Genomic DNA, 14,003 nt, shown 5'->3' with positions numbered 1-14,003 from the left:
CTTGCCGATTTTATGCGTATTGCCCGGTGGCGATAACGAGCGCCTATTCGTCCTCACCCTCGTCTTCTTCGCGCAGCAGCACGTAAGTGCCGTCATCCAGGCGCTCGCAAACGTAGAACATGGCGATGGTGCCATCCTGCTCGGTCACGGCGGCGTAATCATCCGCCTCGACGGTGAAGTATCCCTTGGAGTCGGAGTTGGCTTCGCTGGCGAACACGGCGGTGAAAAAGGCTTCCGGTGGCATGCCGTCGAAATAGTCGGTGCGTTCCTTGGCATCCCATTCCGCTGGCGGCTCGAAGGTGCCAGTAATAATAATGCGAGCGTCGCCCATGTCCAGCTCTTCGCCTTCCGGATCTGTCTCGTGAGCGCGGTAGATGGTGCAATTCAAGGCATCCGGGTGGGCCAGGATGCTGTCGCGCGAGGGTTGGGTGTTGGCAGGCATGGGGCAGCTCCGGTCGCAGGTGGGATTGCCGGCAGTGTGGTGGAGTCCTCGAGCCGCTGCAATCGCAAGTTAGACGGCGCGGTGCTTCTTTTCCCGGTGCGCAACGATCAGACCGCCGGCAAGACGCGCGAGCGAACCCCTTCCGGTGGGCGCCGCTCCAATTCGATAGAGCACGTTCCGCCACTACGTTGAGAGATAGCCATGAATCAGAACCCGCACGATCAACCCAACCAGGACAAGCCCGCCGAGGATCTGCCGGATATCACCATGACCGAGTCTGGCGAGAAGGAGCCCGGCGAAGACCCGGATTTCGATGAAGAGGAACCGGAGGTGCAGCCGGATGACCCGGATATTCAAGGCGAGGACGGCTCCGGCAAACCGAGCTGAGCCTATGCGGCTAGTGGGGCTCGCCGTACCGACTGGCCATGTCGCCCACGCGCGCGCGCCCGCGAATATTGGAGTAATGCATGGATAAATTTAAGGTAAACCCGACCCCGATGGGCTGGGAGCTGGTCGATCAGCAGTCGCAAGAAACCGTTGTTCGGACGATCACCAAAGAGGAAATGTTTCTGGAGCTGAACGCCGTCATGAAAGGAAAAACCGCATCGGTTGAGGTTTACGGTCGAGATGGTTCACTGGAGGAAGAGCGGCCGTATCCGGGAAGCAGCCATCTGGCCTCATAAAGGTCAGACCGCCAATGAGCCCGACGGAACGATGCAGTGGCTACAGCTCACCAAGTAAAAGCGGGTAGCCGAACCTTATCCGGTACCGCCCGTTTTTTGCCACTCAACGTGAGGAAAAAAACATGATGCCGCCCAGCCAGAAAACGTTAGTTGCTACCGCTTTCGGGGCTTTCATAGCCTTGTCAGGTCTTGCCACCGATGCCTTCGCTCAAACCTCGCAGGCGAAGTCCCAATCCCAAAGCAACGCTGTGCAGCGTGCCGATGAAGATATGGCCACTGTGCTGAAGAAGCTTGAGGAGCTGGGCGCCAAGCCGATTGGGACGCAGTCCGTAGAGCAGACTCGCCAGCAGCCGACACCGGCTGATGCCGTGAAGGCTGTGCTCAAAGATCAGGGCAAGGATCCGAAAGAGCTTATGGAAAAAATGAAGGTCAAAACGCAAGACATGACCTATCAACCGGGCGGTGGCTCCCAGCCGATCCGCATCTTCACCCCCGAAGGAGAGGCGCCCGAAGGCGGCTGGCCGGTCGTCGTTTACTACCACGGCGGCGGCTGGGTGATTGCTGATATAGAAACTTACGCGGCTTCCGCCATGGGCCTGGCCAGCATGGCAGAAGCCATCGTGGCGAGCGTCGAATACCGTCATGCTCCGGAAAACAAGTTTCCCGCCGCGCATGAAGATGCCTTTGCGGCGTACCAGTGGGTTCTGGCTAACGCGCAGAAATTCGACGGTAACAGCAAACGCGTTGCGGTAGCCGGCGAGTCCGCGGGCGGCAACCTGGCGATCAATACGGCAATCATGGCGCGGGACAAGAGCGTACAGATGCCAGAGCACATGCTGCTGGTTTATCCGGTTGCAGGAACCGACCTGACCACGGCCTCCTACCAGGAGAACGCCGAAGCTAAGCCCCTGAGCCTCGAGGCCATGAAATGGTTCGTTGAGAAGACCATCTCCAAGCCGGCGGACAAGCAAGACCCCCGTTTGGATGTCGTAGGCCAGGCGGACCTGAAAAACCTGCCGGATGCCACCGTGATTACCGCGGAAATCGACCCGTTGCGCTCTGAGGGCAAAGCCTTGGCCGAGAAGCTTAAGGCGGCGGGTTCGGATGTCACCTACGAGAACTACGATGGCGTAACCCATGAATTCTTCGGCATGGCCGCTGTGGTGGATGATGCCAAAAGCGCGCAGAAGCTCGCGGCCGATGAACTGCAAGATGCCTTGGAAGCTGATTGACGTCGCGACACAAGCAAAAGCGATCCCTGTGCTCAGGCTCGGCCGTATCGTTCGGTTGGGCCTGAACGCACATTGGAATGCGCCCGCTTTTAGGACAACAGCCATGCGAAAAGGCTGACTTGGGGCTTACAGTGCGTCGTTACGGTCGGCCACGCATGAACCCAGGCTGGACCGACTCATCGATAGCCTCACGGAGATTTCCATGCGTTTGACCCTTGCGTTGTTGCCTCTGCTGGCGCTGGCTGGCTGTTCGTCCTGGCAGGCTGACCCGGAGGACATCAAGCCGGTGCCGGAAGAGCGCTTGCGCGGCTATCAGACGCCGATAAAAAACGGCGGTGAGCTGGTTGTGACGCGCGACTTCGGCCTGCGCGGCGGCGGTTGCTACGTGGCGGTGATGGTCGATCGCAAGATCGCCGCACGCATTCATGTTGGCGAGCAGGTGCGGTTGCAGGTACCGGCGGGGATGCGCATCGTCAGCATCGAATCCGATCCCGAAGACGACACCCTGTGCGGCATGGGTAACCTGCTACGTGAGAAGGCCGCGCGGGTGGAAACTGGCGAGACACTGTACTTCCGCATCAGCGTCGACAACCGCGTCGCTTTCGATATCCAGCAGGTCGATGCCAAGTAACCGACGGCAACCCCCACGCAGCGACAGCGGTGACCGCAAGGGTTGCCGCGTTTCATCGGAATAATCGCGAAACATCCTCGCCGAACCTATCTGTGGTTTCTGTGCTCCCATTGGTCAGAACCGTTGTGCTTGAGCGTCTGGTGCCCAGCCGGAGGGTCGTGTCTGGCTGTGATCACGACATGCAACGGCGATCCCAATGACCTCGCGGCCACGCTGCCGCTACAAGGAGTCGATGCGTGAAGAAAACCATGTCTTCGTTGATGTTTGCCGCTGGCCTCGCGCTGGTCCCTTCGCTGCACGCCGAGCAGCGGCCGGTGTACGGACCGCAGCTGGAAGGCTTCAGTTATCCGCATCCGATCGAGCGCTACGCGTTCTCGTCGCAGGAGAAGGCGCTGTCCATGGCCTATATGGATGTCGAGCCAGAGGGAAAGGCCAATGGCCGAACCGTTGTGCTGTTACACGGCAAGAATTTCTGCGCCGCAACCTGGCAAGAAACCATCGCGGTACTTTCCCAGAATGGTTACCGGGTCATTGCACCGGACCAGATCGGCTTTTGCAGTTCCAGCAAGCCGCAGGGCTATCAGTTCAGCTTCTCTCAGTTGGCGCATAACACCGAGGCGCTGCTGCAATCACTGGACGTGGATCGGGTCACCGTCATTGGCCACTCCATGGGCGGCATGCTGGCGGCGCGCTTTGCCTTGAATTACCCCCGAATGGTTGAGCAACTGGTGCTGGTCAATCCCATCGGTTTGGAGGATTGGCAGGCTGAAGGCGTGCCTTATGCGCCTATCGACCAGATGTACCAGAGCGAGCTGAAAACCGACTTCGACAAGATCAAGGCCTATCAGCAGAAGTTCTACTACAACGGTCAGTGGAAGCCTGAATACGACCGCTGGGTGAACATGCTGGCCGGCATGTATGCCGGTGAGGGTAAGGAGATCGTCGCCTGGAACCAGGCGCAGACGTCGGAAATGCTCTTCACCCAGCCGGTGATTCACGAGTTCGAGAAGATCAGCATGCCGACCTTGTTGTTGATCGGCGGCAAGGACCGGACCGCGCCTGGTGCCAACCGCGCACCCGACGAAGTGGCGCAACGCCTTGGCAACTATCCGGAACTGGGCCGGCAGGCCGCCGCACTAATCCCCGAGGCCACACTGGTGCCATTCCCCGAGCTTGGCCATTCGCCGCAGGTCGAGGCGCCGCAGGCCTTTCATAAGGCGTTGCTGCGAGGGCTCAAGGCGCGCTGAGCAGTGGCTGCGCCGGCAGTAGCGATGCCGCTGGCGCCAGCTGCAATCAATCGGCTAGAGCGGCCAGACCCAGAGAATGACCGGCACCGCCACCAGCACCACGAGAATCGACAGCGGCAGCCCCAAACGCCAATAGTCACCGAAGTGGTAACCGCCCGGCGCCATCACCAGCGTGTTCGACTGATGCCCGATGGGCGTGAGAAATGCGCACGACGAGCCGATCGCAACGGCCATCAGCAGTGGATCGGCGGAGGCATTCATGCCTTGCGCGAGGCTGATCGCGACTGGCGCAGCGAGCACGGCGGCGGCCGCGTTGTTGACGACGTTGGTCAACAGCATCACGCCTGCCATGAGTATCGCGATGGTGGCAGCCGGCGGTGCGGCCTGGCCTACCTCAAGCAGGGCATCGGCGATCAGTCGCGAACCGCCAGTGCTTTCCAGCGCCTCGCCGATCGGTAGCATGGCGGCGATAAGGACGATGATCGACATATCGATGCTTTTATAAATATCCCCGGTGGGCACCAGCCCGGTCAGGATCATCGCCATCGCGGCGCCGACCAGAGCGATCGCTGCCGGCACAATACCCAGTGCGATCAACCCCAGCGCGACGGCGAAGATGCTGATAGCCAACAGTGCTTGGCGCGGCGCGGTGATGCGCAGACCGCGCGATGCCAGGGGCAGGCAACCGAGCTCACTGAGCGTTGCTTGCAGCTGATCCTCACGCGCCTGTAGCAGCAGGATATCGCCAGCCGCGAAGCGGATCTTGCCCAACCGTTGTTGCAGCCGCTGGCCTTGGCGCGCCACAGCGAGGACGTTCACCCCGTGACGCTCGCGCAGGGCCAGGCCAGTCGCAGTGGTGCCCACCAATGACGACCCGGCGGTAACGATGGCCTCGGCCAGAGCACGCTCGCCGTGACGGTCCTTCCTGGATTTACTGGCGTCCGGCTCTTTACCTGATTCATCGTCCGCAGCGTTCTCCGCCTGTTCGCTCTGTTCGCTCTGTTCGGCCTCCGCCTTGCTGTCGGCTTCGGCGGCCAGCGCCAGATGAGTCACGTCGAGAAAGGCCTTGAGACTGTCGGAATCGGCCTCGACCAGCAAGATGTCGTCTTCGTGCAGCACTTCGTAGGTCGAAGGCATGCGCTTGTGCTGACCGGCACGGACCAGCGCAATGACCATCACATCGGCTTCCTCGCCGCCCGCGACGATCAGGTCGTGCAGGGTACGGTCCGCATATTTGTTACCCGCAGGGACTTGCAACTCGGTCAGGTAAGCACTGATTTCGAACAGTTCCTGGTCGCCGCTCGGGTTCTCACGGCGTGGCGTCAGGCGCCAAAGCAGGGCGATGAGCAGCACGCCGCTGATGGAGATCGCCAGGCCCACCGGGAGAAAGTCGAACATGCCGAACGGCACCTCGCCGACCTGGCGCCGATAGCCAGCGATGATGATGTTGGGCGGTGTGCCGATGAGCGTCAGGGTCCCGCCGAGCAACGAGCCGAACGCCAGCGGCATCAGTAAAAACGAAGGTGAACGGCCGCTCTGCCGAGACATCCACACCGCCACAGGCATGAACAGCGCCAGCGCGCCGACGTTGTTCATGAAGCCCGAACACAGCGCGACGATACCGGTGAGCGTCAGCACTTGAACCCAAGGCCGATCGCCGACTTTGGTCAGATGACGCGCCATCGAGTCCACCACGCCGCCGTTGAGCAGCCCGCGACTGAGCACCAGCACGGCGGCGACAGTGATGACCGCTGGATGTCCAAGGCCCATGAAAGCCTTCTCGGGCGGCACGATGCCTGCCAGTGTCACAACCAGCAGGGCGCCGAGCGCGACGATGTCGTAACGCCAGCGATTCCACACGAACAATCCCAGGGTCGCGGCCAACACGGCGAATACGGTCAGCTGATCGCTCTGCATGAATAACTCCGGATTGCCGGTACGCCGCTATCGCCAGCCCTTTGCGGAAGCAGCTGCGAACAGAACGGGAGGAAGGGAATCAGTCGCCTCGGCCAGCGCCGCCGTGATGCGCACACTGCCCGGATGGTTGACCTCTGCGCTGCCGCTCCGTTCGGTGTCGCCCTCGTTCAGCCAAAAGGCGACACATTACTTTTGGGGCCTGGTTTCATCATCGCTGGCGTGTCTCCTCGATAGCCGAAGGAAGAGGCCAGCTCAGACCGTGTGAAAAACTACTGCGCTCGGTTATGTCGCGTTAAAAACAGGCTCGGATGCGAGCCCAGTCCTCCGCTTCCTCGCCTGTTTTTGTGGGGACGCCCGGTCCTTGCCTAACCTTCGCTCGCTACGTTTTCACACGGTCTGCAGCTGCGGGTTGTTTTTGACGCGGCGGTCGAGGTCGGCCAGCAGCGCCATGATGTCATGCAGTTGTGCTGGTCAAAATTCACCCGAGCGGGCAAGGTTGCGTGAGGTCCACGGAGCGACGATCAGCTATGCCCAAGCACATCCTTCTACCGTGCCGCGATGGTTATCAGCTCGCCGCGCAGCTCTGGCTGCCATCTGGCGATGCGCGCGGCTCGGTGATCGTCAGTGGCGCGACCGGCGTACTGGCGCGTTATTACGCCCGGTACGCCAGCTTTCTGCGCGAGCAGGGCTACGCGGTGCTGACTTATGACTACCGTGGCATCGGCGGTTCGCGGCCGGCGAGCCTGCGCGGCGCAGGCATCCGCTGGCGCGACTGGGGCGATTACGACTTCGACGCGGCCGTGCGCTGGATGCGCCAACGTGACGCAGACGGGACGCTGGTAGCGGTGGGGCATAGCATTGGCGGGTTTTTGCCGGGGTTCGCCGCTACGGCGACACAGGTGGACCGCTTTCTCAGCGTCGGTGCGCAATATGCCTACTGGCGGGACTACGCTGCCGCGCAGCGCTGGCAGATGTATGCAAAGTGGCATCTGTTCATGCCGGCCGTGACCGCGCTGTGCGGTTACTTTCCGGGACGACGGCTGGGCTGGCTGGAAGACCTGCCGGCCGGTGTTGCGCTGGAATGGGCGTTTCGCCGGGCGCGGCTGGAAACCAGTTACCCATCACACGAGCGCGACGAAGTTCTGCAACGCTTCGCCGCCGTCCGTGCGCCGATGCTTGCGGTGAGCCTCAGCGACGATGAATACGGCACGCCTTCGGCCATCGAGCGCGGGCTGAGTTATTACCAAAACAGTCTGCGCACCCATGTTCGACTCCGTCCCGATGAGCTGGGCTTGGCGCAGGTCGGACATTTCGATCTGTTCCGTGAGCACCACCGGGAAGGGTTCTGGCGGGCGACGCTGGTGTGGATAGACGAGGGCCGCAATCCCTGGGCGACGGAGTCAGCGTATCCGCCGGAACGTCAGATCTGCTGACAGCCACGACGTCGACTCGACAGAGGCTATCCGCTCAACCGTTGGCGTGGCCGACTTGTCTGGGCAGACGATGGATGGTTGGCTGGTTACTGTTACCCGGCAGGCCCGCCGATCCCGTCGGCGGGCCTGCTGAGTGCGATGGCGGTTTCTCTGAATCTCCGAACCTACGCTCGCCCTTGGCGCGTGGAGATCGGATCGCTGTCAGATCCGGAACTGCTTGACCAGCGACCCCAGGCGGTTGCCCAGCTGTTCCAGGTTGCGTGCGGTCTGCGCACCATGCTGGGTCTCGTCGGCGACCTGATCAACTGACATGGCGATCTGATGCACGCTGCGGTTGATCTCCTCGGCGACCGAGGTCTGCTCTTCGGCGGCGCTGGCAATCTGTGCGTTCATGGCGTTGATGGTTCCGATCAGATGGGCGATGGCATCCAGGGAAACGCCGGCGCGATTGGCCTGTTCGCTGCTGCTCTCACCCGCATCGCTGGAGCGTGTCATGGCGTTGACGGCGCTCTGAGTACCTTGCTCCAAGCGGTCGATCATGCCCTGAATTTCCTGGGTGCTCTGCTGGGTCCGGCTGGCCAGCGCGCGAACCTCGTCCGCCACTACGGCAAAGCCGCGACCCGCCTCGCCGGCACGTGCCGCCTCGATGGCCGCATTGAGCGCCAGCAGATTGGTCTGGTCGGCGATCGAACGGATCACGCCCAGCACATTGACGATCGAATCCACGTCCTTGCGCAGGTTGTCGATGGACGCGCCGCTCTCGCGGATGTCCTGCACCAGTGCATGAATGTGTTGAACGGTCACATCTACGACTCGCTTGGCGTCCTGGCCTTCCTGATCGGTCTGCTGGGCCGCGTTGGCGGCATTCTGCGCGCTCTGCGCCACTTCCTGCGCAGCGGCGGACATTTCATGGATGGCTGTCGCCACCTGATCGGTTTCCTGACGCTGCTGCGCCATGGCGACTTCGGAACGCCGTGCCTGCGCCGCCACCTCGCCAACCAGTTCGGTCAGTTGAGTGGTCACCTCGACCATCTGGCTCACCATGCCGTGAATCTTGTCGACGAAACGGTTGAACGAAGACGCCAGTTCGCCGACTTCGTCCTGGCTGGTGATCTGCAGCCGGTGGGTCAGGTCGCCGTCGCCAGCGGCGATGTCGTCGAGGTTGTCCTTGATACGCTGAATCGGTCGTACGATCGAGTTGCTCAGGGCCAGCCCCACGAGGCCAAGCGCCACCAGCATGATGGCTGCCAGCACCAGCGTACTGGTCACGATGGCCTCGATTCGCTCGTCGATCTGCGCCTGGATCTGCGCCAGCTCGGCGTCGATGCTGTCGATGTTGATCGAGGTGCCGATGGCCAGATCCCACTTCGGCAGGTAAAGGTTGTAGGACAGCTTCGGTAGCAGCACGCTGTCCTTGCCTGGCATCGATGAAAAATACTGCAGGTAATGGCTGCCGTCTTTCGCGGCCCGCACCAGCTCGGTATTGATCAGCACGCCTTGCTGATCGCGACGATCCTTCATGCTCGTGCCGACGCCGTCCGGGTTGGTGCCGCGGAATAGACGAACGATGTTCGAGTCGTGGCCGTAGAAATAACCGGCATTGTCGAACTTGATGCGTGACAACCGTTCGATGGCTTCTGCGCGTGCGGTCATGTCGCCGCTGGGCGAATCCTCATAGAGGTCGGCAATGGCGGTGAATGCCACCTCGACGTAGCCTTTCAGCTCCTTTTTGCTCTGCGCCATCAGCCGCTCACGCGTGTGGGCGATTTCCGACTCGGCACGGTCGGTGAGGATTTTCGCGGTCCCGCCGCACAGGACCAGTGCGAGCAGCAACACCGGCAGCAACGCCAGGAGAATCATTTTCTGTTTCAGTGAGAGATGCATCTACAGCAACCGGTATGGAAAAGAAGGTTCAGTAAGGCGGCCTGAATCCAAAAAACTTAAGCCCCGCATTAAAAAAACTGGGAGAGCGAACGAGCCGCCCCGACAGACGGCTGCCGGCCTTATCTCCCCGCCTTTTTTCGGCTCGAATTCAATCGCAGGCGGTAGCCGGAGTGCCGGCATTCGCGGAGTCGTCCTGGACTGTCCAGGCCCACCAGAACACCAGCAGCCCGGCCGCTCCGGTCGCTGCGCCGATATAGCCGGTGGAAGTCCAGCCGAGGCCGGCACTGATGGCCAAACCGCCGAGCCAAGGGCCCAACGCGTTGGCGATGTTGAACGCGGCATGGTTGGAGGCAGCTGCGAGCGTCTGCGCATCCGCGGCGACGTCCATCAGGTGCGTTTGCAGAGCCGGCGACAAGGCGACCATGGTGCCGACGGCAAACGCTGCCGGAAGGATGGTCCACAGCGAATGCGTGGCGAAGGGGAACACCAGCAGCACCGCAATGCTCCACAACAGCAACCAGGCGATTGCCCTGAAGCGCAGCTTGTCGAACAGCCAGCCGCCGAAGATGTTGCCAACGATCCCGCCCAGGCCGAAAGCCGCCAGCCCCACCGGAATCCAGTTTTCGCTGACGCCGGTGACCTCCAGCAGCGTTGGCGCCAGATAGCTGAATACACAGAACATTCCGGCGAACCCGACGGAACTGATCGCCAATGCCAGCCAGACTTGCTTGCGGTTGAAGTCACGCAGCTCGTGCATCGGGTTGTTGCGTGGTTCGTCGCGGTTGAGCGGCAAGAAAATCGCCACCAGCAATACGGTCAGTAGCGCGATCAGACCCACCAGTCCGAATGCCCAGCGCCAGCTCAGCCATTGCCCCAACCAAGTCGCGGTGGGGTTGCCGATCAGCATGGCGATGGTCAGCCCGGCAAGTACTCGACTGACTGCCTTGGCGCGTTGATCCGGCGCCACCATGGAGGCCGCCACCAGCATTGCCACGCCGAAATAGGCGCCGTGGGGCAGGCCGGCAATGAAGCGGAACAGCATTAGCGAGTGGTAATCGGGAGCCATCGCGCTGGCGAAATTGCCCAGCGCGAAAAAGGTCATCAGGAGCAACAGCAGGTGTCGACGGAACATTCTGGCGCCAAGGATCGCCAATAGCGGCGCGCCGACCACCACACCCAGGGCGTAGGTGCTGATCACGTGGCCGACCTGCGGCTCGCTGATTCCCAAGCCTTGAGCGACATTGGGCATCAACCCCATGATGGCGAACTCGCCGGTACCAATAGCGAATCCACCCATGGCCAGTGCCAGTTCGATCAGCAGGATGGCGCGCGGCGAAAAGCGCTGCGTTGGCGGATTGGCATGCGCCGTCATGGTCGACCTCGGACGTTGCGGAAGGGAGTGCGGGATTATCCCGTTCAGACGGCCGGAAGGGGAGAGCTGCCTGCTTTCGGATGAGTACACAAAGATCGGGGGATGGCTCGATGGTTCAACGGGCGCCGCGGGTTGTTCTGCATGATCCGCGGCGAACAGGATGATTCGTGTGGGTCAGCTGCTGATGCTACTCAACAGCGCATGCGTATCGGCAGCACCCATCATTGCCGCGGCGGCGAGTGGCGTGGCGCCGTTGACATCAGCCGCATGCGGATCGGCACCGTGGGCGATCAGGTATTCGACTATTTCGGTGCGGTTGAACATGGCGGCGATCATCAACGCGGTCTTGCCATCGGGCGAAGCGCCCTCGACATCGGCACCCTGTTCAAGCAGCAACTTGACCATATCCAGGTTGCCCTTGAAGGCGGCGCCAGCCAGCGGTGTCTGGCCCTTGTTGTTTCGCAACTGAGGATCGGCGCCGTTTTCGATCAATACACGTGAAGCGTCTAGATGGCCGTGGTAACTGGCGAGCATCAGGAGGCTGTCGCCATTGTGGTTGCGGATGTTAGCGGGCAGGCCGCGGCTGAGAAGATCGCCAAGGCGCTGGGCGTCGCCCGCGCGGGCGCTGTCGAAGACCTGCTCGGCAAATGCCAGCGCGGCGTCATCCAATTCCGGCGTGGGGTTGGTAGCTTGCGTCATTTAGAGAACTCCATGAGTGAGGCGTGACCGCCCGACGGTGATGACTTAAGCGTCCTTAGTGTGACAAGCGATTTGACGAATGGCGCCATGGCGATCGCTATATGGCGCATAGTCGGGCTTTATCGCATCAACCGAGCGTGCAACGGTCGGAGCTGTGACTATTGGCGGCTGCCGAAGCGGGTGCGCTGTGGCAGTATTTGCGCCCGTATTTCAACCGATCGGCGATTCATGAAACCGGAAGACCTCCAACGCTTGGTGACCCAGACGATGCCTTATGGAAAGTACAAGGGCCGTTTGATTGCCGATCTGCCGGGCAATTATCTGAACTGGTTCGCTCGGGTCGGCTTTCCCCCGGGCGAGATCGGCCAGCTGTTGGCGCTCATGCAGGAAATTGACCACAACGGTCTGTCGCCGTTGCTGGAACCGCTGCGCCAGCGTTGAGCCTATTTGTCGAGTTCCGCCTGCAGAGCCGTTAATGCCGGGGCGGCGTAAATACCCACTTCGACTGCCAGAGCCATCACGCGCTCCATATCGCTGGTGTAAACCAGTACGGCTTGCAACTCATCGTCCATTGGCTCGCTGAAGTCCACCAGCACGTAGCCGCTTTTTTCCGGGTAGAGGCTGCTGAGTTGCGTCTGGATACGGTTGAGCGCTTTCAGTGGCTCGGTCTTCGCCAGCTGTTTCGGCTTGAGCACGAAATTCACGTCCGGACCGAACGAGCCGACGATCTGCTCGAACAAGCTCTGATAGTCATCCGCCTGGAACAGCACCGTGTCAGGCAGGCTGCCGACGATCATCCACTCGCCCAGCGGAATGGGAAAGTCGTCGTCGTAGATGATGTCCGTATTGGCCTGCAGAAACGCTTGGGGATCGGCATAGGCTTGAGCCGCTTCGTCAGCGAGCCGGTTGATCTCGTCTTCGCTCATGCACCCGGAGCTGATCAGGCGGATCAGTTCGGCGAGTTGGTCTTTCATTGGGCAGTAATCCTTGAGGGCAGGGCGGCAAGAATAACCGAAAGCCGTCAATCCCGATTTGTCGCTTCATGAGCAAACGTCCACGACAGCTATGTGTTACAGGCTTGTGATGGTTTGTCTGCTTTTCAGTGCTCTACTGCAGATTCTGTTACGTTTTCGTGCACAATAGCGGCCATATAAACAGGCGCTAGATGAACGACCGCAATCGGCTTCGAGCCGACTTCGTACTGTTCCGAACGTCAGATTACGATCAGCCAATATTCGAGAGGAACGACTGTGCACAACGTCGTCATCAGCGGTACCGGCCTTTATACCCCTGCCAATAGCATCTCCAACGACGAGCTGGTTGAGTCCTTCAACACTTACTCACGCCGGTTCAACGCCGAACACGCCGCTGCCATCGAGGCCGGTGAAGTGCAGCCAGCGCCCGAATCCAGCTCTGCCTTCATCGAAAAAGCGTCAGGGATCAAAAGCCGCTTCGTCACCGACAAGGCTGGCATTCTCGACCCGGATCGCATGGTTCCGCGCATTCCTGAGCGCAGCAACGACGAGTGGTCGATTCTTTGCGAGATGTCGGTCAAGGCTGCGGAACAGGCGCTGGAGCGAGCGGGCAAGACTGCGGCTGATATCGATGGGGTGATCGTTGCCTGTTCCAATCTGCAGCGTGCCTATCCGGCGGTTGCCATCGAAGTACAGGCGGCACTGGGCATCAAGGGCTTCGGCTTCGACATGAACGTGGCCTGTTCGTCGGCCACCTTCGGTATCCAGAACGCCGCCAACTCGGTGCAACTGGGGCAGGCGCGGGCGGTGCTGATGGTCAACCCGGAAATCTGCACCGGCCACATGAACTTCCGCGACCGCGACAGCCACTTCATCTTTGGCGATGCCTGCACGGCGGTGATTGTCGAGCGCGCCGATTTGGCGACTTCGGCGTATCAGTGGGACGTCGTCAGCACCAAACTGGTGACCGAATTCTCCAACAACATCCGCAATAACTTCGGCTTCCTCAATCGCACCGCCGAGGAATACATGACCAACCCGGACAAGCTGTTCGTCCAGGAAGGCCGCAAGGTGTTCAAAGAAGTCTGCCCGATGGTGGCCGAGCTGATCGGCGAGCATTTGCAGCAGAACGATATCCAGGTCTCGTCAGTCAAGCGCTTCTGGCTGCATCAGGCCAACCTGAACATGAACCACCTGATCGTGCGCAAGCTGCTGGGACGCGATGCCAGCGCCGAAGAGGCGCCGGTAATTCTCGACACCTATGCCAACACCAGTTCGGCCGGCTCGGTGATCGCCTTCCACAAGCATCAGGACGACCTTTCGGCTGGCAGCCTTGGCGTGCTCAGCTCGTTCGGTGCGGGTTATTCGATTGGTAGCGTGATACTGCGGCGCAAGTAAGCCCGTGCTGGTCTGACTTCATCGATCGATTTTGAAAGCAAAAAAAGCTCCCATTAATTGATGGGAGCCCGCGTCAGGAGAGCCTGAAAAG

At 60.8% G+C, this 14,003-nt stretch carries 14 protein-coding genes; 8 read left to right on the top strand and 6 right to left on the bottom strand.

Annotated features, from left to right (window positions below):
- Nucleotides 1–43: 43 nt before the first annotated feature.
- Nucleotides 44–442 carry a hypothetical protein gene (locus tag AC2LD7_RS09200; protein WP_484597449.1) on the bottom strand — a complete coding sequence of 133 codons (399 nt, stop codon included), beginning with the start codon at nt 440–442 and terminating at the stop codon, nt 44–46.
- A 201-nt stretch (nt 443–643) separates the two neighbouring features.
- On the opposite strand from AC2LD7_RS09200, the gene AC2LD7_RS09195 reads away from it, so the two are divergent.
- The 5 genes from AC2LD7_RS09195 to AC2LD7_RS09175 all read left to right on the top strand — a co-directional run bounded on the left by AC2LD7_RS09195 (nt 644) and on the right by AC2LD7_RS09175 (nt 4,235).
- Nucleotides 644–829 carry a hypothetical protein gene (locus AC2LD7_RS09195; protein ID WP_484597448.1) on the top strand — a complete coding sequence of 62 codons (186 nt, stop codon included), beginning with the start codon at nt 644–646 and terminating at the stop codon, nt 827–829.
- Between the two features lie 80 nt (nt 830–909).
- Complete coding sequence (locus AC2LD7_RS09190; RefSeq protein ID WP_484597447.1) at nt 910–1,125, top strand: hypothetical protein; 216 nt, start codon at nt 910–912, stop codon at nt 1,123–1,125.
- Nucleotides 1,126–1,247: 122 nt separating this feature from the next.
- Complete coding sequence (locus tag AC2LD7_RS09185) at nt 1,248–2,357, top strand: alpha/beta hydrolase (protein ID WP_484597446.1); 1,110 nt, start codon at nt 1,248–1,250, stop codon at nt 2,355–2,357.
- A 202-nt stretch (nt 2,358–2,559) separates the two neighbouring features.
- Nucleotides 2,560–2,988 (top strand): 3-isopropylmalate dehydratase, encoded by a 429-nt coding sequence (locus AC2LD7_RS09180; protein ID WP_484597445.1) that lies wholly within the window; start codon nt 2,560–2,562, stop codon nt 2,986–2,988.
- Nucleotides 2,989–3,248: 260 nt separating this feature from the next.
- On the top strand, nt 3,249–4,235 hold the full coding sequence (locus AC2LD7_RS09175; RefSeq protein WP_484597491.1) for an alpha/beta fold hydrolase: 987 nt from the start codon (nt 3,249–3,251) through the stop codon (nt 4,233–4,235).
- Nucleotides 4,236–4,289: 54 nt separating this feature from the next.
- Here AC2LD7_RS09175 and AC2LD7_RS09170 read toward each other — a convergent pair whose 3' ends face one another.
- On the bottom strand, nt 4,290–6,152 hold the full coding sequence (locus AC2LD7_RS09170) for an SLC13 family permease (protein ID WP_484597444.1): 1,863 nt from the start codon (nt 6,150–6,152) through the stop codon (nt 4,290–4,292).
- Nucleotides 6,153–6,679: 527 nt separating this feature from the next.
- On the opposite strand from AC2LD7_RS09170, the gene AC2LD7_RS09165 reads away from it, so the two are divergent.
- A complete protein-coding gene (locus AC2LD7_RS09165) occupies nt 6,680–7,585 on the top strand; it encodes an alpha/beta hydrolase family protein (protein WP_484597443.1) in 906 nt (301 codons plus the stop codon).
- A 201-nt stretch (nt 7,586–7,786) separates the two neighbouring features.
- Here the strand turns inward: AC2LD7_RS09165 and AC2LD7_RS09160 are convergent, their stop codons facing one another.
- The 3 genes from AC2LD7_RS09160 to AC2LD7_RS09150 form a co-directional block, all read right to left on the bottom strand.
- The gene (locus tag AC2LD7_RS09160) at nt 7,787–9,469 is read right to left on the bottom strand and encodes a methyl-accepting chemotaxis protein (protein WP_484597442.1); all 1,683 of its coding nucleotides are present in this window, start codon (nt 9,467–9,469) and stop codon (nt 7,787–7,789) included.
- Between the two features lie 148 nt (nt 9,470–9,617).
- Nucleotides 9,618–10,841 (bottom strand): MFS transporter, encoded by a 1,224-nt coding sequence (locus AC2LD7_RS09155; RefSeq protein WP_484597441.1) that lies wholly within the window; start codon nt 10,839–10,841, stop codon nt 9,618–9,620.
- Nucleotides 10,842–11,015: 174 nt separating this feature from the next.
- Complete coding sequence (locus AC2LD7_RS09150) at nt 11,016–11,540, bottom strand: ankyrin repeat domain-containing protein (protein ID WP_484597440.1); 525 nt, start codon at nt 11,538–11,540, stop codon at nt 11,016–11,018.
- 228 nt (nt 11,541–11,768) lie between these two features.
- On the opposite strand from AC2LD7_RS09150, the gene AC2LD7_RS09145 reads away from it, so the two are divergent.
- A complete protein-coding gene (locus AC2LD7_RS09145) occupies nt 11,769–11,981 on the top strand; it encodes a DUF3820 family protein (protein WP_484597439.1) in 213 nt (70 codons plus the stop codon).
- A gap of 2 nt (nt 11,982–11,983) precedes the next feature.
- Here AC2LD7_RS09145 and AC2LD7_RS09140 read toward each other — a convergent pair whose 3' ends face one another.
- On the bottom strand, nt 11,984–12,514 hold the full coding sequence (locus tag AC2LD7_RS09140) for a hypothetical protein (RefSeq protein ID WP_484597438.1): 531 nt from the start codon (nt 12,512–12,514) through the stop codon (nt 11,984–11,986).
- A 276-nt stretch (nt 12,515–12,790) separates the two neighbouring features.
- Here AC2LD7_RS09140 and AC2LD7_RS09135 point away from each other — a divergent pair, with 276 nt between their 5' ends.
- Nucleotides 12,791–13,912 (top strand): beta-ketoacyl-ACP synthase III, encoded by a 1,122-nt coding sequence (locus tag AC2LD7_RS09135; protein WP_484597437.1) that lies wholly within the window; start codon nt 12,791–12,793, stop codon nt 13,910–13,912.
- Nucleotides 13,913–14,003 lie beyond the last annotated feature (91 nt).

This window comes from Stutzerimonas sp. (genome assembly GCF_982611455.1).
This window is presented reverse-complemented; position numbering and strand designations above follow the sequence as displayed.

Coding starts and splice junctions, on each gene's coding strand:
- AC2LD7_RS09150 (WP_484597440.1), bottom strand. CDS start 11,540: ATGACGCAAGCTACCAACCCCACGCCGGAATTGGATGACGCCGCGCTG.
- AC2LD7_RS09175 (WP_484597491.1), top strand. CDS start 3,249: ATGTTTGCCGCTGGCCTCGCGCTGGTCCCTTCGCTGCACGCCGAGCAG.
- AC2LD7_RS09190 (WP_484597447.1), top strand. CDS start 910: ATGGATAAATTTAAGGTAAACCCGACCCCGATGGGCTGGGAGCTGGTC.
- AC2LD7_RS09170 (WP_484597444.1), bottom strand. CDS start 6,152: ATGCAGAGCGATCAGCTGACCGTATTCGCCGTGTTGGCCGCGACCCTG.
- AC2LD7_RS09185 (WP_484597446.1), top strand. CDS start 1,248: ATGATGCCGCCCAGCCAGAAAACGTTAGTTGCTACCGCTTTCGGGGCT.
- AC2LD7_RS09165 (WP_484597443.1), top strand. CDS start 6,680: ATGCCCAAGCACATCCTTCTACCGTGCCGCGATGGTTATCAGCTCGCC.
- AC2LD7_RS09160 (WP_484597442.1), bottom strand. CDS start 9,469: ATGCATCTCTCACTGAAACAGAAAATGATTCTCCTGGCGTTGCTGCCG.
- AC2LD7_RS09180 (WP_484597445.1), top strand. CDS start 2,560: ATGCGTTTGACCCTTGCGTTGTTGCCTCTGCTGGCGCTGGCTGGCTGT.
- AC2LD7_RS09155 (WP_484597441.1), bottom strand. CDS start 10,841: ATGACGGCGCATGCCAATCCGCCAACGCAGCGCTTTTCGCCGCGCGCC.
- AC2LD7_RS09145 (WP_484597439.1), top strand. CDS start 11,769: ATGAAACCGGAAGACCTCCAACGCTTGGTGACCCAGACGATGCCTTAT.
- AC2LD7_RS09200 (WP_484597449.1), bottom strand. CDS start 442: ATGCCTGCCAACACCCAACCCTCGCGCGACAGCATCCTGGCCCACCCG.
- AC2LD7_RS09195 (WP_484597448.1), top strand. CDS start 644: ATGAATCAGAACCCGCACGATCAACCCAACCAGGACAAGCCCGCCGAG.
- AC2LD7_RS09140 (WP_484597438.1), bottom strand. CDS start 12,514: ATGAAAGACCAACTCGCCGAACTGATCCGCCTGATCAGCTCCGGGTGC.